Source organism: Pseudomonas sp. LJDD11, assembly GCF_024584215.1.
GTDB lineage: Bacteria > Pseudomonadota > Gammaproteobacteria > Pseudomonadales > Pseudomonadaceae > Aquipseudomonas.
In genome coordinates, this window is sequence record NZ_JANJFL010000037.1 from 1 (window position 1) to 23,349 (window position 23,349).

A 23,349-nucleotide genomic window follows, 5' to 3' on the forward strand; every position below is an offset into this window, starting at 1 on the left:
AAGCAATTGCCGGACTCGAGGCCCAGAGGTATCGCAGGGCTTGGAATAAGGGAATGGACTTGTTGTGGGTGTGGTGCCACCCACGACCGCGACGTCAACGCCGCAAAGAACATTCTCGCGCTCGGGCATGAGCGTCCAATTGTGGGAATCCCGGCCCTTTAGGACGGGGAGGATGTCAACGAGTTTCTGAGCATGTTCCTGGAAGATCCAAACCCTGACGTACTCTTCAGAGTTTTTCAGGAAATCGCCAAGGCTCACGAAAAGTCACGGCTTGCGCAGGACTCAAGTATCGGCCGCGCCTGACCGGTCTGCCATGACCCGCCGACCAAGCGGACCATAAGCCATGCTCATCTACAGCCGCGCAGCCGACATCCCAGCCGCCCCATTCGGAAACAACTGGTGAGTCAGTTCACCAATCTTGGCCTCGGCATTGATGAACTTCGAGAAGGCCATGCCGCCACTGCGCGAGTCGTATTCAGCCTGCCCCACTTGTACGCCGTGCTGAAACACGCGGATGTCGGCATAACTCATGTAGATCGTGAAATCCCAACTCCAGCGACCGATATAGGTCGTCGACAGCGGGCAAACCGCAGGGTTGCTGTTGGCAGCGAGTTGACGGATCTGGAAACCTTTCTCGCGCAGCAGGCGCTCATAGCTGGCCTGAAAACCTGGGCGCAGGCCTTCTGCCGGAATCATGCAGATCACCGGCTCCATTGCCGCAGACAAGGACACCGGGGTCACGGTCTGCTTGATGCTGCAACCGCTCACCAGCAAAGCTGCAAAAAGGGTCAGGGACAGGGACAAACAGCGCATACGACCTCCATGCCGAAATTGAGGGGCGCGAGGTTAACACGGCAGGCTGACCACTGCCGCACAACGAGCATTTGCTCCACCCGCCCTGGCGCGCATAAGATGCGAACAGTTCCCAAAGAGTACTTGCTCTCATGTCAACCTTGGACGACGCCTACTCACAGCAGGTGCTGGGCTATTACACCGCTCATCACGGCTGGATTCATGCCTGGCTGAACAAGCGCCTGGGCAATGCCAGCGATGCGGCGGACCTGGCCCATGATGTGTTCGTGCGCTTGCTGGCCCGGCCACGGCAGTTCGACAGCGACAGCCATGCACGGGCCTATTTGCACACCATGTCGCGGCATGTATGCGTGGACTTCTGGCGGCGCCGCGAGGTAGAGCATGCATGGTTCGAGGTGCTGGCCAGCAGACCGGAAAGCTACGCGCCCTCGGAAGAGCATCGGGCGGTGATTCTCGAAGCGCTGCAACAGGTCCACACCATGCTCGCCAAGCTGCCGCCCCGAGTGGCCGAGGCTTTCTTGCTGGCGCAGCTCGATGGCCTGACCTACCGCAAGATCGCCGAGCAACTGGGCGTCTCGCAACGCACAGTGACCAAGTACCTGGCCCAGGCCATGTTCCAATGCCTGTTGCTGGAAGTGGAGCTGGATGAAGCCCTCGTCTGAATCACTGGACCACGCCGTCCTCAAGCAGGCAGCGCACTGGTACGCGCGGCTGCAGACCGAGAACGACCCGCACCTGCACGCTGACTGGCAACGCTGGCATGACCAGCACGACAGTCATCAACGTGCCTGGCAGTATGTCGAGCGGATCAGTGCGCGCTTCTCGCCCCTGCAAGGCGAGCGCGACACCGCACGGGCCACGTTGACCGGGGCGCGGCAAGTGCGCCAGAGCCGGCGCAATGTATTGCTGGGCCTGGCTCTGTTCGGCGGTGCAGCGCTGCTGGCGCGGCTCGGCTGGCGACCGCTGGAACAGAACCTGCTGGCCTGGCGTGCCGATCAGCGTACGGCGGTGGGCGAAGTGCGCGCGCTGCGCCTGGATGACGGCACGCGCCTGTGGCTCAACAGCGACAGCGCCCTGAACATCGCTTACACCGCCCAGCAGCGGGTGTTGCAACTGGTGCGCGGCGAAGTGCTGATCGACACTGCCAAGGATGCTCGGCCGTTTTTCGTCGACACTGCCGAAGGCCGCTTGCAGGCACTCGGCACGCGCTTCAGTGTGCAGCAGGAAACCACCGACACCCGGCTGAGTGTGTTCGACGGCGCGGTAGCGATTCATATGGGCAACAGCGCCAGCATTGCCGCTGTGGTCAACGCTGGTCATGAACGACGCTTCAATCGCGAACAACTGGGCACCGAACAACCGGTCAACGCCGGCCGGCAAAGCTGGAGCCGTGGCATTCTGCAAGCCGACAACCAGCCGCTGGCCGACGTCATCGCCGAACTGCGGCGCTATCACCACGGGCATATCGGCGTCGCACCAGAAGTCGCCGGGCTCAAGTTAGTGGGCACCTTCCCGCAGGACGACCTGCCGCAGACCCTGAGCATGTTGAGCAGCGCGCTGCCAATCCGCGTGGAGCAAACCTTGCCTTGGTGGATCAGTCTGGAAGCCAGACATTGAACGTCATTTGAAAATTATTTTCATTCAGGTGTTCCTCTTTCGGCGGCTCATCCGAATTAGCTGAAAACAACCCACACACCATCAGCTAACAGGACCACCCATGTACCGCTTGCCCGCCGCCTCGTTACGCCCCCTGAGCCTGGCCATCGCCCTGGCTGTGCTCAGCCCGCTCAGCCACGCCGCCGAGCAGTACCGCCTGGAATCCGGGCCGTTGTCGACCCAACTCAACCGCTTCGCTGCCCAGGCCGGAATCTTCCTGGTCAGCGACGGCAGCCTGACCGAAGGCCAACAGAGCCGGGTGCTGGACGGCAGCTACAGCGTGGAACAGGCGCTGGCGATCCTGCTCGAAGGCAGCGGGCTGGAGGCGGTGAAGACCGGGGAGAAGCGTTACGAGGTACGGCCACGGGCAAACAGTACCGGGCTTGAGCTGTCGGCAGTGAGCATTTCAGGCAAGGCACCGGGGTCGATTACCGAGGGGACCGGCTCTTATACGACCGGGTCTACGAGTAGTTCGACGCGCTTGAACCTGACACCGCAGGAAACGCCGCAATCGGTGACGGTGATTACACGGCAGCGGATGGAAGATCAGAAGCTGGATGACTTGGCCGATGCGCTGGATGCCACAACCGGCATTGTGGTCAAACCTCTGGTTTACGGTGGCGATGCACCCCAAATTCTTTCCAGAGGTTCAAGCATCAACAACTTCCAGATTGATGGTGTGCCCACCTCCTCGGCAATGGGCAACTACCTGCAAGCCACTGCCATGTATGACCGGATTGAAGTGGTGCGGGGTGCCACAGGTATCATGAGTGGTCTGGGCAAACCGTCGGCGACCATTAATATGGTCCGCAAGCGGCCAACCTTCGACCCCCAGGTATCCTTTACCGCCGAAGCCGGCAATTGGGACCGCTATGGCAGTGGCGTTGATGTCTCCGGTCCGATGACAGACAGCGGTAATGTGCGAGGACGCCTGGTTGCCGACTATAAGCATCAGCACGGCTGGACCGACAACTATGAACAAGAAAGGATCACGTTGTACGGCATCAGCGAAATCGATTTGAGTGATGACACGCTGCTCACGCTCGGCTTTAGCAACATTGCCAAGAAAACCAATTCCCAGGCCGCGTTAATGCCAATGCTCTATAGCGACGGCAGCAAGATCGATTTAAAGCCTTCAGATATAAAAACGCCAGACTGGGCATTTTACGATCACGACCTCACCAGTTTCTTTGCTTCCATAGAGCACACGTTCGGCTCGGGATGGAGTATCAAAAGCGAGCTGTCCCACGCACGGTATGAATACGAAAGCCTCTATGCTACCTCTACGGGGGCTATCAACAAGAGCACGGGAGCCGGTGGACGCCTGCTAAGCCCCTATTGGGTCAATACGACAGAACAGGAAAACCTGGACACTTATCTGACCGGTCCGTTTTCACTGCTCGGACGCGAGCATGAATTCATTGGTGGTGTAACCCTGACAAACATCCACGCCGATGGCAGCAACTACACCATGGTCCCTTCGACCTACCTGATTCCCACTATTTTCACATGGGCCGATGACACACCAAAACCGCACTATAACAAGACAGGGAAAACTGACCGCCACGAGCATCAGTACAATGCCTACATGAGTTCCCGCTTCCACCTCACCGATAGCACAAGCCTACTGGTCGGCGGACGCCTGACAGACTGGAAAAACAACAATGACACCCTGACCCTGTCGACAGGCCGAGTAACCAAGAGCCGCAGCCGGGAAACAGGAATCTTCACCCCCTACCTTGGCCTTGTGCATGCTTTGAATGACACGTGGTCGCTCTATGGCAGCTACACCAAGATCTTCCAGCCTCAGGATTCGCTGGTCAGCCAATATGTAACTTCTCCAGAGCCGGAGGACGGTACCAGCATCGAGGCCGGTATCAAGGCCAGCTTTCAAGATGGCCGGCTCAATTCCAGCCTTTCGCTGTTCCGCACCAATCAGGACAATCTGGCGGTATGGAACAACGCCAGCAACGGCTACGAAATGTACAACAACACGGCAACCGAAGGTGCCGAACTCGAATTCAACGGCGCACTCGCAGAGGGTTGGAACTTCAGTAGCGGCTATGTCTACAGTGTGACCCGCAACGATGAAGACCAGCGGATTATCACCCGTGCACCACGACACAGTTTCAAGACGTTCACGACTTATCGCCTACCGGGAGACCTGAGCAAGTTTACCGTCGGCGGTGGATTCAACTGGGAAAGCAAGACCGGCGATGACCTGAAGGTCATGCATCAAGGCAGTTATACCTTGGTCAATCTGATGGGCCGTTACGAGATCAACCAGCATCTTTCGGTCTCCGCCAACATCAACAACTTGTTTGACAAGGAGTACATCATCTCGGCCGGTGTGCGCGGCTCGTACGGCATGCCACGCAATTTCATGACCTCGCTGAAATACACCTACTGACTTGCAACACCCGCGCTACCTTTACAGATTTCTCATGCCGTCAGTCGGCATGGGAAACCTGTGACGAAAAAACCGTCAGCCATTCACTCACTCAACCAATGCGGTTTGCGAGGAAAACCGATGTGATAGACCAGCCCTTGCACAGATTCCTGCCGCCCTGCGACATCCACCATCGACAAGGTTTTCTCCAGACCGATAATCCAGCCTCTGGGCGAGTCGCTCAAACAACGATTGAGCAGCTCAATCTGCTGTTCACTGGCCTCGTCGATCTGAGGACCGGATGTTTCTGCCGCTCCGATCACTATGCGCTTGACGAAGCGAATCTCTTTCAGGTCTGACATCTACTATCTCCTTGGCGTGATGTGCGCTCTGATCACAACGCTGACCACAGCATAAACCCATCATTCATGGTTCTGGTAACAGATGAAAGCGGAGTGCCACATCACACTAATGAGCCAACGGCCTGCTACAACGCTCTGCCCAAAAACCCCGCAGTCCGGCTTTCAGCACACCGCGCCACCTCCCCCGGCACACCACTTACCACCACCTTGCCGCCAGCATCCCCGGCACCGGGACCGATATCGATCACCCAGTCACTCTGGGCCACCACCCGCATGTCGTGTTCGACCACCACCACGGTATGCCCGGCATCCACCAGCCGGTTAAGTTGCACCAGCAGGCGGTCGATGTCTTGCGGGTGCAGGCCGTTGGTGGGTTCGTCGAGGACGTAGAGGGTCGCGCCGCGGGCGCTTCGTTGCAGTTCGGTGGCGAGTTTGATGCGTTGTGCTTCACCACCCGATAGCTCGGTGGCCGGCTGGCCGAGGCGCAGATAGCCCAGGCCGATGTCCTTGAGCACTTGCAGCGCACGACGTGGTGCGGCCTGCTCGGCAAACACCTCGTAGGCCTGGTCGACGGTCAGTTGCAGCACTTGCGCGATGTTCAGGCCATTCCAGCTGACGGTCAGGGTCTGCGGGTTGTAGCGGGCGCCGTGGCAGGTCGGGCATGGCGCGTAGACGCTGGGCATGAACAGCAGCTCGACACTGACGAAGCCCTCGCCTTCGCACTTTTCGCAGCGGCCCTTGGCGACGTTGAACGAGAACTGCCCGGCATCGAAACCCAGCGTTTTGGCTTGCTCGGTGGCGGCAAACAGTTTGCGAACGTGGTCGAACAGCCCGGTATAGGTCGCAAGATTCGAGCGTGGCGTGCGGCCGATGGGTTTCTGGTCAACCTGTACCAGACGCTTGAGGCCGTCGAGCCCGGCGCTGATCCGGCCGCCAGTGGTCTGTTGCGGTTCGTCCTCCAGGCTCTGCTCGGCAGCGTCGGTCGGCGCTTCGCTGTGACCCAAGTGCGCACCGACCAGCTCCAGCAGCGCATGGCTGACCAGGCTGGATTTGCCGGAGCCGGAAATACCGGTGACCGAGGTGAAGCAGCCCAGTGGAAATGCGGCACTCAGGTCATTGAGGTTGTTGCGGGTGACGCCTTCCAGGCGCAGCCAGTCTTTGCCCACGCGCGGCGTGTGCCCAGCCTGGACGGCAGGGCTGAACAGGTAATGCCGGGTGCTGGAGGCCTCGACCTGCGCAAGGCCCGCTGGCGGGCCGCTGTACAGCACCTGGCCGCCCTGCTCGCCGGCGGCCGGGCCGACATCAATCAGCCAGTCGGCACGGCGCATGGTGTCCAGGTCATGTTCGACCACGTACACCGAGTTGCCCGCCGCTTTGAGGCGTTGCAGGGCTTCGAACAGCGCTTCACTGTCGGCCGGGTGCAGACCGGCTGAGGGCTCGTCGAGCACGTAGATCACCCCGAACAGCTGTGAGTTGAGCTGGGTGGCCAGGCGCAGGCGTTGCAGTTCACCGGACGACAGCGTCGGCGTGCTGCGCTCCAGCGCCAGGTAGCCCAGCCCCAGGTCGATCAGGGTGGTGATGCGTTCAAGCAGTTCCACAGCGATGCGCTGCGCGGCCAGGCGTTTTTCCATCGAAGAATCCGGCTCGTCCTGTTCCAGCCAGTCCGGCGCGGCGACCCGCTGCAGCAGCGCGGCCAGTTGCTGTAACGGCAGCTGCGACAGCGCCGCGATATCCAGCCCGGCGAAGGTCACGCTCAGCGCTTGCGGTTTGAGGCGTTTGCCCCCACAGGACGGGCACGGGCTGGCGCGCATGTATTGCGCCACGCGCTTGCGCATCTGGGCACTCTGCGAATGCATGAAGGTGTGCAACAGATAACGCCGGGCGCCGCTGAAGGTGCCCTGGTAACTGGGTTCGAGCTTGCGCTTGAGGGCCTCACGGGTCTGCGCCGGAGTCAGGCCGGCGTACACCGGCACGGTCGGGGTTTCGTCGGTGAACAGAATCCACTCGCGCTGCTGCCTGGGCAGGTCACGCCAGGGAACATCGACGTCGTAGCCCAGAGTCACCAGGATGTCGCGCAGGTTCTGGCCTTGCCAGGCCAGCGGCCAGGCCGCGACCGCCCGCTCACGAATGGTCAACGACGGATCAGGCACCATCGACTGTTCCGTGACCTCATGCACCCGGCCCAAGCCATGGCACTGCGGGCAGGCGCCTTGCGGGGTGTTGGCCGAAAAATCTTCGGCGTACAACAAAGGCTGGCCGGCCGGGTAACGGCCGGCCCGCGAGTAGAGCATGCGGATCAGGCTCGACAAGGTCGTGACGCTGCCCACCGACGACCGCGCACTGGGTGTGCCGCGCTGCTGTTGCAGAGCCACCGCCGGCGGCAGACCGTCGATGGCATCGACATCCGGGACGCCGACCTGGTCGATCAGCCGACGTGCGTAAGGGGCTACCGACTCGAAGTAACGGCGCTGGGCCTCGGCATACAGGGTCGAGAACGCCAGTGACGACTTGCCCGACCCGGAGACCCCGGTGAACACCACCAGCGCATCGCGGGGAATGTCGACATCGACGTTCTTGAGGTTGTGCTCGCGGGCGCCACGCACCCGGACGAAGCCTGAAAAAGCGGTCGATGGAGAAGCGGGCATCGGAGGTCCTTACTGCGACGGAATTTAAAAACAGTACTGTTCAGTCAGGCGCCCAAAGGCTGCGTCTGGCATGGCCCCTTCACGAGCAAGCTCGTTCCCACGGTGGCTCCCACAAAAGTTGTGGTGGTTATTCGAGCGGTATTGATTCGAAGGCTGAACGTTACTGTGGACCACTGCACCTTACCAAACGTTTACGGTTATCCACCAACACGCCGCTCAGGCCCTTTTGCTGGGTGTCGAACAGCACCAGCACGCCATCGATGCATTGAGCGATCTGGTTGGCCGGGGCCAGGCTGGCGGAATATTGCTCGCCGGGAATGGTTTTGAGCATGGTGTAGTCGTTGAGCAGCAGCGCATCTTCAGGCTTGGCGAAGTGCAGGTAGCCGTAGTACCCGAGGCAGGCGACGGTGCCGGCGATGCTGGCAACGCCAGTCAGGATGATGGGGATGAGGTTGCGTTCCTGGGTCATGAGTGTGCTCGAAAATGAGGTAACTTCTGTTGCCAGCAGAGCGGCCTCCCACAGATCCACGTCGTACCTGGCTCTTGTGCACGCCACAGTTGCGGTGGGAGGCAGCCCTGCCGGGATGCCGGGCCATGGCGAATGCGGATAATCGCTCTCTCCCACAATGACAGTGTTTAATCTGAACATCCGTGAGCGACATCAATGCTTGGGCAGGTCACGGCGTCGCAGGTGCGGGCGGATAGTTGGGGATTTCCCCCAGCCGGCGCAGGCCGTTGAAATGCTGGGGGTCGTCGAGGTAGCGCAGCAGCACTTGGCGCCAGGTCGGGTCGGCGAAGGTCTGGACGTGGCCGCCGCGGGTCAATTGCAGCACCCGGGGCAAGGGCGCGGCTTTGTAAAGGGCCAAGCCGTTATTCAGCGGCACGATATCGTCGTCCATGCTGTGAAACAGCAGCATCGGTGTGCCTTTAAGCCGGGCGATGCTGTGGATGGCGCTGTCGCCGTCAGGGATGAACCACGACAACGGCCGCTTGAATGGCCAGGTCAGCCAGGAGGTGCCAAGGGCATGGCGGGCCACTTCACGGTAGCTGGCCGGGACGCCATCGAGAATCAGCGCCTTGAGGCCGCTGCGTTGCTCTGGATGCTGCGCCAGATAATGCACGGCCAGCGCCCCGCCGATGCTTTGGCCCAATACGATACGCGGCTGGCCCTGGGTTTCTGGCGCCTTATCCAGCCAGGCAAAGGCGGCATCGAGATCCTGATAAATGGCCGGCAGGCTCGGCTCGCCTTCAGACAAACCATAGCCGCGATAGTCGAGCATCAGCACCTGATAGCCCTGCTCCGGCAGCCACCAGCTGCCACCCAGGTGCCAGGCCAGATTGCCGCCATTGCCATGCAGGTGCAGCACCGTGCCCTTGACCGGCACACCCGGTTTGGCCGGCAGCCACCAGCCGTGCAGGCGCGTGCCGTCGGCGGTGGTGAGGGTCAGGTCACGGTATTCGAGGCGGGCCTTGTCGGGGGTGAACGGCAGGCCACGCTCAGGGTAAAACAGCATGCCGCTGCAACCGCCCAGGCACAGCAGCAGGACCACAATGCCGATCGCTTTCAAACTCACCATCCTTTGTCGTAGGAGCGGATTTATCCGCGAAGCAAGTCCCGACCCCCTCCCGCTCAGAGGATGTTGGAATAATCTGCTTCGATCCGGTCCAGGCTCAAATGGTTCAGGAAGTTGGAGAAGCACATCCAGGCTGACAGGGCATTCATGTCACGGAACTGATCAGGCAGGTATTTGGGCGCGACCACCAGACCTTCATCCACCAGTTGGCGCAAGGTACGCATGTCTTCAAGGGTCGTCTTGCCGCAAAACAGCAAGGGCACCTGTTCGAGCTTGCCTTTTCGTACGGCCAGCTGAATGTAGTTGTAAATCATGATGAAGCCCTTGAGGTAGGACAGATCCTTGGTGAATGGCAGCCCGTTTGGCGTCGAGCCACGGAACACCCGGCTGGCGTTGCCATAGCTGTCGGCCTGACTGAAGCCCTGTTCACGGTAGAAGTCGTACACCTGCAGGAAGTCCGCGCCCTCCTCGGCCATGTGAATGGCGCGGGTGCGATTGGTCAGCTTGCGCAAGCGGCTGGGGTAGGAGGCAAAAGCGATCACCTCCATGAGAATCGCCAGGCCCTCCTGGGTCACGGTCGACGAGGGCGGGCCTTTGGACAAAAAGGTGCAGATCGGCTGGTTCTGGCCATTGAGGGTGGTGCCGACATGCACCAGCCCCTCGTGGACTTCCAGGGCGCGGACATCGCGCTGGTTGAACATCGCATCGGATCGGATCTTGATGTAGTCGGCGCCGGCAGCGGCGTCGGCCACGATGCCGTCGGACTCGAACACCCGCACGGTCTCTTCGCCCCCGCCAAATACCCGGTTCAGGCGCTCTTGGAGAATCTCCACGGCGTCCTTGGCGGTCAGGGTCTTGGGTTCGTCTTTGAGGTCGCCGCGCCCGGCAATGTTGTTCAGATAACCGGAGAGCATCACCCCCAGGTCGGACAGGGTCGGGTCGCCGGCATGAAATGCGTCGGACGCCGCGCCATACAGCTCTTGGGAGATCAGGCCGAAATCCGCCGTACCACGCGCTTCAAGCATACGAATGACCATGCGGTATTCGCGGCACATGCGGCGCATGATCTGCCCCACCGGGTTGAATTGCCCCAACTGGCGGGTGACATCGCGCTCGATGTTCTGGAATTCCTGCTTCAGCGCAGCAGAGTCGAAGCCCAGTGGCCGGCCTTCGTAATAAGCGCGATCGACTGCGGGCAGCTCTTTGCCCTTGGCGGCCAGAAAGCCCTTGCGCACACTGTCGTCCCACTTCACCGCATCGAGCACACGGATCGGCGTCTGCGCCGTGACGATCCGGTCCGATAAGCCACGAATAGTCTGCTGGTATTCGTCCACCCGGTACTCCTTGATCCTGATGTTGACTTAAAAACTACCTGCTGGCTGAGCGCCATTGCTGCGTAAAAAACAGGCTGCCTCGCCAACGTTTTTAAGTTTCTGCTAAGCCATTGCGAGAAACAGACGCATCTGACGAGTCAGAATAGCCAGTCGCTGCCCGTTCGGCGGGTCATTGAGACCGTGCAACAGGCCCTGATATTCCATCCGCCGGATCATGCCCGTCAACACTTCGGCGTCCTGCTGCGGCTGCTCTGAACCCAGCACCTGAAGAAACTGGCAGGCACCGCGAAACAGGATCTGCTGGTGATCAGCGACCAACAGCGCCAGGCGCGGGTTGATCAGGGCTTCAAGGTAAAAGGCATGCTCAGCGATCAGTTGATCGCGGCGGGTCTGTAATTGATGGTCGATGTAGTCGTGGATCATGCGGGCGATCACGTCGGCTACACGCTGCCGGTCGTGAGGGCTGCCGTCGTTGCCGGCGAGCAAATCGCGCAGGATCACTTCGGTGTTTTGCCACAGCCGCGCCAGGTAGGCGGCACTGCGTTGCACATATTGCGCGAAGGCATCGTTGAGCAGGTCATCGATGTCTTTGAAGTAGTAGGTGGTGGCTGACAGCGGCACATCGGCCTCTGCGGCCACCGCACGATGCCTGACCCCACGTACACCGTCACGGATGACGATACGCATGGCAGCATCAAGAATGTCCTGGCGCCGCTGCTCGCTACCCCGCCGACTGGCCTTGCGGCCCTGATAGCGGACGTTCTGAGCGACGGCGCTGGCGACGTTGGCAGGTCCTTGGGTGGCGTCATTCACCACGGTTCTCCTTGAATCGTAGCGCGGCGGCCTTGGTGCCATTCGCGGCTAAAGCCGCTCCTACGGCGTATGAGGTAGGAGCGGCTTTAGCCGCGAAACCGACTTATGCCTGTGGACGCATGTGCGGGAACAGGATCACGTCGCGGATCGACGGCGAGTTGGTCAGCAGCATGACCAGACGGTCGATGCCAATGCCTTCACCGGCGGTCGGCGGCATGCCGTACTCCAGCGCACGTACAAAGTCGGCGTCAAAGTGCATGGCTTCGTCGTCGCCAGCGTCCTTCTCGGCCACCTGGGCCTGGAAGCGGTCAGCCTGGTCTTCAGCGTCGTTGAGCTCGGAGTAGGCGTTGGCGATTTCGCGGCCGCCGATGAACAGCTCGAAACGGTCGGTGACGTTCGGGTTGTTGTTGTTGCGGCGCGCCAGTGGCGACACCTCGAACGGGTATTCAGTGATGAAATGCGGCTGCTCCAGCTTGTGCTCGACCAGCTCTTCGAAAATCATCACCTGCAGCTTGCCCAGACCTTCGTGGCCCAGCACCTTGGCACCGGCCTTTTTGGCGATGGCGCGGGCTTTATCGACGTCTTGCAGGTCGCCTGCGGTCAGCTCAGGGTTGTACTTGAGGATCGAGTCGAACACCGACAGGCGCACGAACGGCTCGCCGAAGTGGAACACCTTGTCACCATACGGCACGTCGGTAGTCCCCAGTACCAGCTGCGCCAGCTCGCGGAACAGCTCTTCGGTGAGGTCCATGTTGTCTTCGTAGTCGGCGTAGGCCTGGTAGAACTCAAGCATGGTGAATTCAGGGTTGTGCCGGGTCGAGACGCCTTCGTTACGGAAGTTGCGGTTGATCTCGAAGACTTTCTCAAAGCCACCAACCACCAGCCGCTTGAGGTACAGCTCCGGCGCGATGCGCAGGAACATGGCCATGTCCAGGGCATTGTGGTGGGTTTCGAACGGCTTGGCCGCCGCACCGCCAGGAATGGTCTGCAGCATCGGCGTTTCGACTTCCAGGAAGTCGCGCTTGGCCAGGAAGCTGCGGATGTGCGAGATCACCTGCGAGCGCACCCGGAAGGTGTTACGGGTTTCGTCGTTGACGATCAGGTCAACGTAGCGCTGGCGATAGCGCTGCTCGGTGTCGGTCAGGCCGTGGTGCTTGTCGGGCAGCGGGCGCAGCGACTTGGTCAGCAGACGCACGCTGGTCATCTCGACGTACAGGTCGCCCTTGCCGGAACGCGCCAGGGTGCCTTCGGCAGCAATGATATCGCCCAGGTCCCAGGTCTTGACCTCGGCCAGGGTTTCTTCGGACAGGGTCTTGCGGTTGACATAGACCTGGATGCGCCCGGTCATGTCCTGGATCACCATGAACGCGCCACGGTTGAGCATGATGCGACCGGCAACCTTGACGGGAATCGCAGCCTCGGCCAGTTCTTCCTTGGTCTTGTCGACATACTGTTTCTGCAGGTCGTTGCAGTAGTTGTCACGGCGGAAGTCGTTGGGGAAGGCCTGGCCCTTGGCGCGGGCTGCGGCAAGCTTTTCCTTGCGCAGTGCGATCAGGGTGTTTTCTTCCTGTTGCAGGTCTTGCGATTCGGTCTTGAGGTCGCTCATGTCGTAATTCTTTCCATCAGGTGTTCGTTGCCCCTGCGGGCAGGGCACGCGATACCGGCACAGCCTGGTATCGCGGCGGTGGTGTGCGGCTTACAGCCCCTGCTTGAGGCTCGCTTCCAGGTACTGGTCGAGGTCGCCGTCCAGGACTTTCTGGCAGTCGCTGCGCTCGACGCCGGTGCGCAGGTCTTTGATGCGCGAGTCATCAAGCACATACGAGCGGATCTGGTGACCCCAGCCGATGTCCGACTTGCTGTCTTCGAGGGCCTGCGAAGCGGCGTTGCGCTTTTGCATTTCCAGCTCGTACAACTTGGCCCGCAGCATTTTCATGGCGGTGTCTTTGTTGGCGTGCTGGGAGCGTTCGTTCTGGCAACTGACCACGGTATTGGTCGGCACGTGGGTGATCCGCACCGCCGAGTCGGTGGTGTTTACGTGCTGACCACCGGCACCGGAGGAACGGTAGGTGTCGATACGCAGGTCCGACGGGTTGATCTCGATCTCGACCTTGTCGTCGATCTCGGGCGACACGAACACCGCCGAGAACGAGGTGTGGCGACGTGCACCGGAGTCGAACGGGCTCTTGCGCACCAGACGGTGGACACCGATCTCGGTGCGCAGCCAGCCGAAGGCGTACTCGCCCTTGATGTGCACAGTGGCGCCCTTGATACCGGCGACTTCACCCTCGGACAATTCCATGATGGTCGCGTCAAAGCCGCGCTTGTCGGCCCAGCGCAGGTACATGCGCAGCAGAATGTTGGCCCAGTCCTGAGCCTCGGTGCCGCCGGAACCGGCCTGGATGTCGAGGTAGGCGTTGTTGGGGTCCATCTCGCCACTGAACATGCGCCGGAATTCGAGCTTCTCCAGCGCTTCGCGCAGGCGCTCGACTTCCGCGACGACGTCGGCGACAGCGCCTTCGTCTTCTTCTTCGGCAGCCATCTCAAGCAGGTCTTTGGCGTCGGTCAGGCCGCTGCCAAGGTCATCGAGAGTGGTGACGATCTGCTCCAGCTGGGAGCGTTCGCGGCCCAGGCTCTGGGCGTATTCAGGCTTGTTCCAGACGTTAGGGTCTTCGAGCTCGCGGGTGACTTCAACCAGACGATCATGTTTGTGATCGTAGTCAAAGATACCCCCGAATGGTTTCGGAACGCTCGGAGAGGTCCTTGATGCTGTTCAGAATCGGGTTGATTTCCATGGTCGGCAGCACTCGCAGGCGAAAATTACAAAGCCGGTGAGTATACCTTAGGCGTAGTGGCGAAAGCAGCCCCGTCGGACGGGGACGCCGCGCATTCACTTCAACGGCGGGTGAACCCACGATGCCTGTGATGCCGCCTTCGTCAGCAAGCTGACTCCCACCGACCCAGCATCATGCCCGAGCCGCAGGAGACTGATCCGGCGACCCCATTGCCGTCAGGCCCCGCCCACCTGCACCTGATTACGCCCATTATGCTTGGCCGCATACAGCCCCTTGTCAGCGTCCAGAATCAACTGTCGGCTGTTGCCGCCGGGCTGCGGGATCACGGTGGCGATGCCGATGCTGACCGTCAGGTGTGAACCCGGTGCCGGTGCGATGTGCGGGATGTTCATGCTGGCGACACTCTGGCGCAGTTTTTCGGCCAGCAATCGGGCGCCGCCGGGGGTGGTGTTGGGCAATACCATGGCGAATTCTTCGCCGCCGTAGCGGGCCGGCAGGTCCGAGGGGCGGCTGCAGTTGGCACGGATTGCCTTGGCCACCTGGCGCAAGGCTTCGTCGCCCTCCAGATGACCAAAGCTGTCGTTGTAGGCCTTGAAATAGTCCACATCGATCATCATCAGTGACAGCTGGCTTTGCTCACGGGTGGCGCGGCGCCACTCAAGCTCCAGGTATTCGTCGAAGTGACGACGGTTGGACAGCCCGGTCAGGCCGTCGGAGTTCATCAGCCGCTGCAGTACCAGGTTGGTGTCGAGCAGTTGCTGCTGGCTGACCCGCAAGGCGCGGTAGGCCTCGTCGCGCTGCAACAGGGTCAGGTAGGAACGCGAGTGGTAGCGGATGCGCGCCACCAGTTCGATGGTATCGGGCAACTTGACCAGGTAATCGTTGGCCCCGGCCGCGAAGGCCGCGCTCTTGATCAGCGGGTCCTCCTTGGTCGACAGGACGATGATCGGGATGTCCTTGGTCAACGGGTTGTTGCGGTACTCACGCACCAGGGTCAGGCCGTCCAGCCCCGGCATCACCAGGTCCTGAAGGATCACCGTGGGTTTGATCTGCACCGCCTGGGCAATGGCCTGATGCGGGTCGGCACAGAAATGGAAGTCGATCAGCTCTTCATTGGCCAGGCCACGACGTACCGCCTCGCCGATCATGGCCTGGTCATCGACCAACAGGACCATGGCGGAGTTTTCGTCCGGAGCCTTGATATCTTCTGTCTGCAAGTCATGCATGAAGCATCTCCTGGTCACCGGCTGAAGGTGATTTCACCTGGAAAATCATTATGCGAATACCTCAACCAAACGTGGAGCAATAGTGCGCAGCGGGCGGATCTCGACGGCGGCATCGATGGCGGCAGCCGCCTTGGGCATGCCATATACAGCGCTGCTGGCCTGATCCTGAGCGATGGTCAGAAATCCTTTCTGGCGCATGGCCTTGAGTCCTTGAGCACCATCGCGACCCATGCCGGTCAGTAACACTCCCACTGCATCACCACTCCAATAGCGGGCCACACTTTCGAAAAAAACATCAATCGAGGGCCTGTAGATTTCGTTTACCGGCTCGGCCGTGTAGGCGAGCGTCCCGTCCTGCAACAGACGGATATGGTGGTTGGTTCCGGCCAGCACCACCTGACCCGGTTGCGGCGGCTCGCCCTCGCGGGCCAGGCGCACCGGCATGCCTGAGGCACTGCTCAGCCACTCGGCCATGCCGGCAGCGAACACCTGATCGACATGTTGCACCAGCACCACCGCCGCAGGAAAGCTCACCGGCAGGCCTTTGAGCAATTCTTCCAGCGCTGCCGGCCCACCTGCCGAGGAGCCGATGGCAACCAGACCGCCGCGGCGCACCGCGCCCTGCAAGACAGTCCCGGCGCTGCGTTCGCGTGCGCTGCGCTGGCCGATCAGCCAGCCAATGTTGAATATCTTGCGCAGTAACGGCGCGGCAGCTTCTTTCGGATCGCCCGCACCAACAGCCGGGGTGTCCACCACATCCAGCGCACCGTGGCCCATGGCTTCGAAAACGCGATGGACGTTCTGTTCACGATCGACCGTGACCAGAACGATAGCGCATGGAGAGTCGGCCATGATCCTTCTTGTGGCCTCGACGCCGTCCATCACCGGCATGATCAGGTCCATGAGGATCAAGTCAGGGGTGTTTGCCGCGCACATCTGCACGGCCTCGGCGCCATTGCGGGCGACCCAGACGATCTGGTGCTCGGGCTCGAAGGCCAGGGCGCGCCGCAGGGCTTCAATGGCCATGGGCATATCGTTGACGATAGCGATCTTCATCCCTGCGCGTCTCCTATCAGTTCCACCACAACATCAAGCAAGGCGTCGTCATGGAAACTGGCTTTGGCCAGGTAATAATCGGCCCCGGCATCCAGCCCCCGACGGCGATCTTCCTCACGGTCCTTGTAGGAGACCACCATCACAGGCAGAGATTGCAGCCGGGTATCACGGCGCACCAGCGTAACCAGCTCGATACCGTCCATGCGCGGCATGTCGATATCGGTAATCAGCAGGTCAAAGTCTTCGGCGCGCAAGGCGTTCCAGCCATCCATGCCATCGACCGCCACGGCCACTTCATAACCGCGACTGACCAGTAACTTGCGCTCCAGCTCACGTACCGTCAACGAGTCATCGACGACCAGAACCCGTTTGCGGGTCACATTGCCATTATGGCGGTTCTGGCGATCAACGCGCTCCAGTCTTCCGGTATTCAGGAGTTTTTCCACCGAGCGCAGCAAATCTTCGACATCGATGATCAGGACCACCGAGCCATCGTCCAGCAATGCACCGGCCGAGACATCCTGAACCTTGCCCAGACGCGCATCCAGCGGCATGACCACCAGGGTCCGCTCACCGATAAAACGCTCGACCGCCACGCCATACACCGCGTCACGCTCGCGGATCACCACCACCTTGAGATTGTCCTGGGCGTTGGCGCTCGGTGGCCGGTTGAGCAACTGGCTGGCCGCAACCAAGCCAACGTGGCGGCCTTCATGCCAGAAATGCTGGCGGCCTTCCAGTTGCACGATGTCCTCGGCTTCGAGGTCACGCATGCGCTCGATGTGCGCCAATGGGAAGGCATAGGCTTCGCCGCCGACATCCACCACCAGGCTGCGCACCACCGATAAGGTCAGCGGCACTTCGATCCGAAAGCGACTGCCCTGCCCGGCCTGCTGCTCCAGCGTCACGGCACCGTGCAACTGGCGCACCATATGCTGCACCGCGTCCAGGCCCACGCCGCGCCCGGAAATCTGGGTGACCTTGTCGCGCATGCTGAAGCCAGGCAGGAACAGGAAACTCAGCAGTTCTTCTTCGCTCATCTGCGCCGCCGTTTCAGCCGGCGAGAGCTTGCGGGCGACGATGGCATTGCGCAGCTTTTCGAGGTCCACACCACCGCCGTCGTCGGTGAGCTCGACCACCAACATGCCCGCCTGGTGAGAGGCGCGCAGGCGAATCGAACCTTCGCTGTCCTTACCCAGCGCCTGACGTCGCTCTGGCGATTCAATACCGTGATCGACCGCGTTGCGCAGCAAGTGAGTCAGCGGCGCCTCAAGCTTTTCCAGCACTTCACGGTCGACCTGGGTCTTTTCGCCATCGATATCCAGGCGCACCGGTTTGCCGAGCTCACGGCCCAGGTCGCGGACCATCCGCGCCTGACCACCCAGCACATCGGCAAACGGCCGCATCCGGCAGGCCAGGGCGCTGTCATACAGCGACTGGGCACGCTGTGCAGACTGCCAGCCGAACTCATCAAGTTCTGCCGCCTGCTCAATCAGCATGTTTTGCGCCTGCGACAGCAATTGCCGCGCGTCCTCCAGTGCTTTTTGCGCCTCGGGGCTGATCTGGCTCTGGTTGAGACTGGCCTCAAGCACCTGCAACGCCCGGTCACTGCCCAACTGCAGACGCTTGAGACGCTGCATGCCGGTCAACAGGGGTTTGATGCGCTGACTTTCGACCAGCGATTTGCTGGACAGATCAAGCAACCCGTTGAGGCGCTCGGCAGTGACGCGCAATACCCGCTCGCCACCCTCGGCAACCCGTCGGTCACGCAACGGGCGTGGCGCAGAATCGGCTTGCGCCGTGGCAAGCGGCCCGCTGTCGACATCGACAACAGGCTCGACAGGCGCGGCAGGCGGCTGGGGGACCGGCGCTGGCGCTTCGGCGGCCAGCAACGCCGACAAGTCGGCCTGGGCTTCGGGCGACAGCCCCAACACCAATGAGTCAGGCAAGCCGGGCCCGGCCAGCGCCGCACTGTCGGCGGGCGCAGGCTCTGGCGGACGGCTGACGCTGCGCCCGCTGCCGACCCCAGAGCTCATCAGCTCATTCATGCGCTGTACATAGGCGTCCACGGCCGACTGATCGACGCTGCCATCGCCTGGCGTGGCGATGCGCATGAGCATGTCGGTGCCCGACAGCAACGCATCGATATGCTCCGGCTGCAGCACCAGACGCCCCTCCTGGCCGGCAACCAGGCAGTCCTCCATGACATGGGCAACGCTGACGCCGAAGTCCACGCCCACGATGCGTGCCGCGCCCTTGAGCGAATGGGCGGCGCGCATACAGGCTTCGAGATGATCGGCCTGGGTCGGGTTACGTTCCAGTTCCAGCAGGCCGGCGCTCAGTACCTGGGTCTGCGCCTCGGCTTCCAGGGTAAACAGTTCGAACAACGAGGCGTCGCGCATCTGGTCCGGGGTCATGTCAGGCTCCGATGCACTGCCACCAGCAGCTCTTGTTCATCAAGCAAACGCAGGCTGCGATCCTTCCAGTGCAGCACGCCCCGGGTAAAGCGGGCGTTGGCATGAGTACCGGATGCCGACGCCGACTCAAGCAGCGCCTGCTCCATGGCATGAATGCCATCGACCTCATCCACCGGCACCACCACCGGACCGCCCTCGGCCGCGACGATGAGCATGCGCGGCATGATCCGGTTATTGGCCGGCGAACAGGCGCCGGTTTCCAGGCCCAGCAACTCGACCAGCGAGATACACGCCACCAGGGCGCCACGGACATTGGCAACCCCCAGCAATGCCCGCGAACGTTGGTGCGGCAGCGAATGGATCGCTTGCATCGGCGACACCTCAACCAGGCTGCGGGTGGCCAGGGCCAGCCATTCATCACCCAGGCGAAACACCACTACCGAACGGGTGTTGGCCCTGCCCTGCTGCTCGGCGCTGCGCGAGCGGTCGTGATAGTCCTGCGCCAGGCTGTAGCGATCGAGCAAGCGCGTCGCCGCTGCCGAATAGACTTCGCAATTACGGCAATGGATGTGCCCGGCCAGCAAGGGGCAAGAGCGGTCACCATGAATACCGATGCGATTCCAGCAATCGTCGATGTCCTGACCGTCATCCTGGGTAAGGCTTGCAAGGCTGACCCCGCTCATCAGCTGTTTCCTTGTTTATTGGCGCCACGTGCTGCTCGTTCGAGCAAGCGCCGGGCACCGCTGCTATCGCCTTGTGCGGCCAGTACAGCAGCCAGTTGCGCCAGGGCTTCGGGGTGCTGGGGTTGCAGATACAACGCTTTGCGGTAATGCTCCTGCGCTTGCTGGACCTTGCCTTCCACTTCACTGAGCAAGCCCAGCCAGTAGAACACCTGGGCCACCGGCTCGTGCCGGGCCAGATACCGCTGGCAGGCCGCTCGCGCCTCACTGCTTTTGCCCTCATTGGCCAGGCTGGCAATAGCCGCCAGCTCGGCATCGGGCTGCGCCGCTGCCGGGGCCTGGCTGCCAGATGAGCCAAACGCGCTGCCCGCCACCCGCGCCGCGGTGCCCGGCGCAAATGGCCGTGGGGTGCTGCTCGGCACGCTGCGTACCGCAGGCTGGACGAGCACCGGCGCCACTGGAGCGGGTGCCGGCACCGCCGGGGCACCGAGTACCACCGGCCGCGGATCATCAGCCCGTGCATGGCGAAACGCGAACGACTGCGCAACGTTGATCGAGCGCATGCCGATCTGCGCCAACAGATTGCCCTCGGCCGGGCCGATAAACAGTACGCCGTCTTCCAGGGTCAGGCGCTTGAGCACCTCGAATACATGAGCCTGGGTCGGCCGGTCAAAGTAGATCACCAGGTTGCGACAGAACACAAAATCGCAGGCCGGCTGGTTGGCCAGTGCCGGATCAAGCAGGTTGCCGGGTCGAAAATCGACACAGTCACGTACCCGCTCAGCCACCTGCCAGCCATCGGCCAGCTGGCTGAAGTAACGTTCACGAAAGCTCAGGTCGGTGCCCCTGAACGAGTTCTTGCCATAGATCGCGCGCTTGGCGCGCTGGATCGACAACGGGCTGATATCGATCGCATCGACGCGAAACTGCTGCGCCGCCAGGCCTGCGTCAAACAACGCCATGGCGATCGAATAAGGTTCTTCGCCGGTCGAGCATGGCAGGCTGAGAATACGCAATGGCCGCGCACCCGCCAGTGCCTGGACCCGCGCCAGCGCCAGTTTGCCAAGCGTGGCGAAAGACTCTGGGTAACGGAAAAACCAGGTTTCAGGAACGATCACCGCTTCGATCAGTGCCTGCTGCTCAGCCGCTGAGGTCTGCAGCAAAGCCCAATAGGCGTCGCTGTCGGCGGCGCCGGACGAAGTGGTGCGCTGGCGCAATGCCCGCTCGACGATGGCCTCGCCCACGGAGGTGACATCCAGGCCGATGCGCTCTTTGAGAAACGCGAAGAACCGCGCGTCATTACTCATGGCGCATCCTCCAGCAGCTCGATGTCCGGCGCGACCACCGGATACAGCAGTTCGCGCACCGGCTCACTGAGCAACTCCTCGACGCGGATCCACTGCAACAGCCCCAGCTCATCTTCGCGCACCGGCCCCAAATAGGGCGACAGGCGATTTTCCAGGCCGTACTCCTTGAACTGCGCAGCCGGACAGCGCAAGGTCTCGGTGGCCTGCTCCAGAATCAGGCCCAGCAACTGCGCCGGGTGCTGATCGTCGTGGCGGTAGTGCACCAGCACCATACGGGTGCTGGTGCGGGCGCGGGCCGGAGTGCCAAAACTCAAGGCACTGATATCAATAACCGGGACGATTTCGCCACGGTGGGCGAAGATCCCTGCCACCCAGGCCGGCGCCTTGGGAATCACCTTGAGTTTCAGGCGTGGCAGTACCTCGGCGATCTCCCGGGCCTGCAGCGCGTAGCGTTCTTCGCCGATGCGAAACAGCAGAAACAGCGTATCGCGCACGGACCGCTTGGGTGATTGCTCAACCATGACCGGGTCTCAAACCTTGAAACGCGAAACGCCGCTGCGCAGCCCCACCGCAACCTGACTCAACTCGTCAATCGCGAAGCTGGCCTGGCGCAGGGACTCGACAGTCTGGCTGCTGGCATCGGCCAGTTGCACCAATGCCTGGTTAATCTGCTCGGCACCACTGGCCTGGGCCTGCATGCCGTCGTTGACCATCAGCACGCGTGGCGCCAGCGCCTGGACCTGATGAATGATCTGCGACAGTTGCTCACCGACCTGGGTGACCTCAAACATGCCGCGGCGGACTTCTTCGGAAAACTTGTCCATGCCCATGACACCGGCCGAGACCGCAGACTGGATTTCGCGCACCATCTGCTCGATATCGTAGGTTGCGACGGCGGTCTGGTCGGCCAGGCGCCGCACCTCGGTCGCCACCACAGCAAAACCGCGGCCATATTCACCGGCCTTTTCGGCCTCGATGGCCGCATTGAGCGACAGCAGGTTGGTCTGGTCGGCGACCTTGACGATGGTCACCACCACCTGATTGATATTGCCGGCCTTCTCGTTGAGGATCGCCAGCTTGGCATTGACCAGGTTGGCCGCGCCCATGACCTGATGCATGGTTTCTTCCATCCGCGCCAGACCTTGCTGGCCGGAGCCGGCCAGCACCGAAGCCTGGTCGGCGGCCGAAGTCACCTCGTTCATGGTGCGCACCAGGTCCCGTGACGTGGCGGCGATCTCTCGCGACGTCGCGCCAATTTCAGTGGTCGTGGCTGCGGTTTCAGTCGCGGTGGCCTGTTGCTGCTTGGAAGTGGCGGCGATTTCGGTCACCGAGGTAGTGACCTGCACCGAGGAACGCTGGGCCTGGGCCACCAATGCGGTCAGCTCGGTCATCATGTCGTTGAAGCCGGTCTGCACGACATTGAATTCGTCGTTGCGGTCCAGATTCAGGCGCTGGCTGAGGTCACCGGTGCGCATGACTTCAAGGATGTCGACCAGCCGCTGCATCGGCGCGATGATCGAGCGCATCAGCAGCAAGCCGCAGGCACCGGCCGCGGCAATGGCGATCAACAGAGAAATCACCATGCTCACTTTGGCGGTCAGCACGGCGTCGACAATGTTGTCGGTGGCCTGATCGGCCAACTGCTTGTTGGCCACGATAATGTCGTTGAGCTGCTTGCGCCCCAGCGTCCACACCGGATTGACCTGGTCGTAGAATTCGGCCCTGGCCTTGGCGTATTCACCCCGCTCATAGGCGGCATGGGTTTCCTTGAGCAGCCGCGAGTAGAGTTCACGCTGGGTTTCGAACTGCTGGAAAGTGGCTTTGTCGGAGTTATCGAAAATCGACTGCTTATAGCCGTCGATCTGCTTTTGCAGAGCATCTTCGAAGCCCTTGAACTGCTCGCGCTCGGACTGGGTCAGCGGTCGCCCCTGGCCTTCACCGATCAGTTCAAGGGTACGGATATAACTCTCGCCCCAGGTGCTACGCACCAGGGTGCTGTAATAAACCCCCGGCAACGCGTCCAGGCGAACCACCTCTTCGCTGGACTCGATCTTCAACAAGCGCGAGTAAGACGCCACCACCATTAACAACATGATCGTGATGATTACGGCAAAACTCGCCAGGATCCGTTGGCGCAAGGTCCAGTTTTTCACAGTCATCCCTCAAGCGTTCAACACCGGCCGGGCGGTGTTCATGAAGTTGGACCGAACGCCGGCCCAGGCGCGCTGAGTATAGCCCAGCCATTAATCCAGTAGCGCGTCCATGGGCAAGTAAATAACAACTGC

Annotated in this window: 18 protein-coding genes and 4 pseudogenes; 4 read left to right on the forward strand and 18 right to left on the reverse strand. The window is 61.4% G+C overall.

Annotation, left to right across the window (positions count from 1 at the left end; genetic code table 11):
* The first annotated feature begins 6 nt into the window (after positions 1-6).
* Entirely contained in the window at positions 7-162 is a 156-nt protein-coding gene (locus NRB16_RS26945; RefSeq protein WP_257107372.1) for a transposase, read from the forward strand.
* A 189-nt stretch (positions 163-351) separates the two neighbouring features.
* Here NRB16_RS26945 and NRB16_RS26950 read toward each other — a convergent pair whose 3' ends face one another.
* A complete protein-coding gene (locus NRB16_RS26950; RefSeq protein WP_045481258.1) occupies positions 352-813 on the reverse strand; it encodes an Sbal_3080 family lipoprotein in 462 nt (153 codons plus the stop codon).
* A gap of 131 nt (positions 814-944) precedes the next feature.
* On the opposite strand from NRB16_RS26950, the gene NRB16_RS26955 reads away from it, so the two are divergent.
* From NRB16_RS26955 to NRB16_RS26965, 3 genes are all read left to right on the forward strand, one after another.
* Entirely contained in the window at positions 945-1,475 is a 531-nt protein-coding gene (locus tag NRB16_RS26955) for a sigma-70 family RNA polymerase sigma factor (protein ID WP_257107363.1), read from the forward strand.
* Complete coding sequence (locus NRB16_RS26960) at positions 1,459-2,430, forward strand: FecR domain-containing protein (RefSeq protein ID WP_257107364.1); 972 nt, start codon at positions 1,459-1,461, stop codon at positions 2,428-2,430. Before NRB16_RS26955 ends, NRB16_RS26960 begins: the two co-directional genes overlap by 17 nt.
* Before the next feature lie 100 nt (positions 2,431-2,530).
* On the forward strand, positions 2,531-4,879 hold the full coding sequence (locus NRB16_RS26965) for a TonB-dependent receptor (protein WP_257107365.1): 2,349 nt from the start codon (positions 2,531-2,533) through the stop codon (positions 4,877-4,879).
* A gap of 83 nt (positions 4,880-4,962) precedes the next feature.
* Here NRB16_RS26965 and NRB16_RS26970 read toward each other — a convergent pair whose 3' ends face one another.
* From NRB16_RS26970 to NRB16_RS29890, 17 genes and pseudogenes are all read right to left on the reverse strand, one after another.
* Positions 4,963-5,220, reverse strand: a complete 258-nt coding sequence (locus NRB16_RS26970; protein ID WP_253142770.1) for a hypothetical protein — start codon at positions 5,218-5,220, stop codon at positions 4,963-4,965.
* 125 nt (positions 5,221-5,345) lie between these two features.
* Complete coding sequence (locus tag NRB16_RS26975) at positions 5,346-7,865, reverse strand: excinuclease ABC subunit UvrA (protein ID WP_257107366.1); 2,520 nt, start codon at positions 7,863-7,865, stop codon at positions 5,346-5,348.
* Positions 7,866-8,025: 160 nt separating this feature from the next.
* A complete protein-coding gene (locus NRB16_RS26980; RefSeq protein ID WP_045481275.1) occupies positions 8,026-8,334 on the reverse strand; it encodes a hypothetical protein in 309 nt (102 codons plus the stop codon).
* A gap of 208 nt (positions 8,335-8,542) precedes the next feature.
* Positions 8,543-9,442: an alpha/beta hydrolase gene (locus NRB16_RS26985; RefSeq protein WP_373568515.1), complete on the reverse strand. Its 900-nt coding sequence runs from the start codon at positions 9,440-9,442 to the stop codon at positions 8,543-8,545.
* 53 nt (positions 9,443-9,495) lie between these two features.
* Positions 9,496-10,773 (reverse strand): flavohemoglobin expression-modulating QEGLA motif protein, encoded by a 1,278-nt coding sequence (locus NRB16_RS26990; protein ID WP_253115514.1) that lies wholly within the window; start codon positions 10,771-10,773, stop codon positions 9,496-9,498.
* Positions 10,774-10,875: 102 nt separating this feature from the next.
* The gene (locus tag NRB16_RS26995) at positions 10,876-11,628 is read right to left on the reverse strand and encodes a TetR/AcrR family transcriptional regulator (protein ID WP_373568516.1); all 753 of its coding nucleotides are present in this window, start codon (positions 11,626-11,628) and stop codon (positions 10,876-10,878) included.
* Between the two features lie 61 nt (positions 11,629-11,689).
* The gene (lysS, locus tag NRB16_RS27000; protein ID WP_253115510.1) at positions 11,690-13,192 is read right to left on the reverse strand and encodes a lysine--tRNA ligase; all 1,503 of its coding nucleotides are present in this window, start codon (positions 13,190-13,192) and stop codon (positions 11,690-11,692) included.
* A 90-nt stretch (positions 13,193-13,282) separates the two neighbouring features.
* Positions 13,283-14,378 (reverse strand): peptide chain release factor 2 gene (gene prfB, locus NRB16_RS27005; RefSeq protein ID WP_144403170.1). Its coding sequence is split into 2 segments (ribosomal slippage): positions 13,283-14,305 and positions 14,307-14,378, totalling 1,095 coding nucleotides; the frame shifts between segments, so codons are not numbered across the junction.
* Positions 14,379-14,593: 215 nt separating this feature from the next.
* Entirely contained in the window at positions 14,594-15,604 is a 1,011-nt protein-coding gene (locus NRB16_RS27010; RefSeq protein ID WP_045481288.1) for a PleD family two-component system response regulator, read from the reverse strand.
* A 48-nt stretch (positions 15,605-15,652) separates the two neighbouring features.
* Entirely contained in the window at positions 15,653-16,660 is a 1,008-nt protein-coding gene (locus tag NRB16_RS27015) for a chemotaxis response regulator protein-glutamate methylesterase (protein ID WP_253142775.1), read from the reverse strand.
* Positions 16,657-18,591, reverse strand: a pseudogene (locus tag NRB16_RS27020) (hybrid sensor histidine kinase/response regulator); the annotation flags it as partial. The pseudogene NRB16_RS27020 and the gene NRB16_RS27015, both read right to left, overlap by 4 nt.
* Before the next feature lie 77 nt (positions 18,592-18,668).
* Positions 18,669-19,077 (reverse strand): annotated as a pseudogene (locus NRB16_RS29885) (Hpt domain-containing protein); the annotation flags it as partial.
* Complete coding sequence (locus NRB16_RS27025) at positions 19,074-19,760, reverse strand: chemotaxis protein CheW (RefSeq protein ID WP_045481297.1); 687 nt, start codon at positions 19,758-19,760, stop codon at positions 19,074-19,076. The gene NRB16_RS27025 and the pseudogene NRB16_RS29885, both read right to left, overlap by 4 nt.
* Positions 19,760-21,064 (reverse strand): CheR family methyltransferase, encoded by a 1,305-nt coding sequence (locus tag NRB16_RS27030; RefSeq protein ID WP_045481300.1) that lies wholly within the window; start codon positions 21,062-21,064, stop codon positions 19,760-19,762. Before NRB16_RS27030 ends, NRB16_RS27025 begins: the two co-directional genes overlap by 1 nt.
* On the reverse strand, positions 21,061-21,585 hold the full coding sequence (locus NRB16_RS27035) for a chemotaxis protein CheW (RefSeq protein WP_257107368.1): 525 nt from the start codon (positions 21,583-21,585) through the stop codon (positions 21,061-21,063). The genes NRB16_RS27030 and NRB16_RS27035 overlap by 4 nt, the downstream gene beginning before the upstream one ends.
* Positions 21,586-21,594: 9 nt before the next feature.
* Positions 21,595-22,764, reverse strand: a pseudogene (locus NRB16_RS27040) (methyl-accepting chemotaxis protein); the annotation flags it as partial.
* Positions 22,738-23,223 (reverse strand): annotated as a pseudogene (locus NRB16_RS29890) (MCP four helix bundle domain-containing protein); the annotation flags it as partial. The pseudogenes NRB16_RS29890 and NRB16_RS27040, both read right to left, overlap by 27 nt.
* Positions 23,224-23,349: the final 126 nt, after the last annotated feature.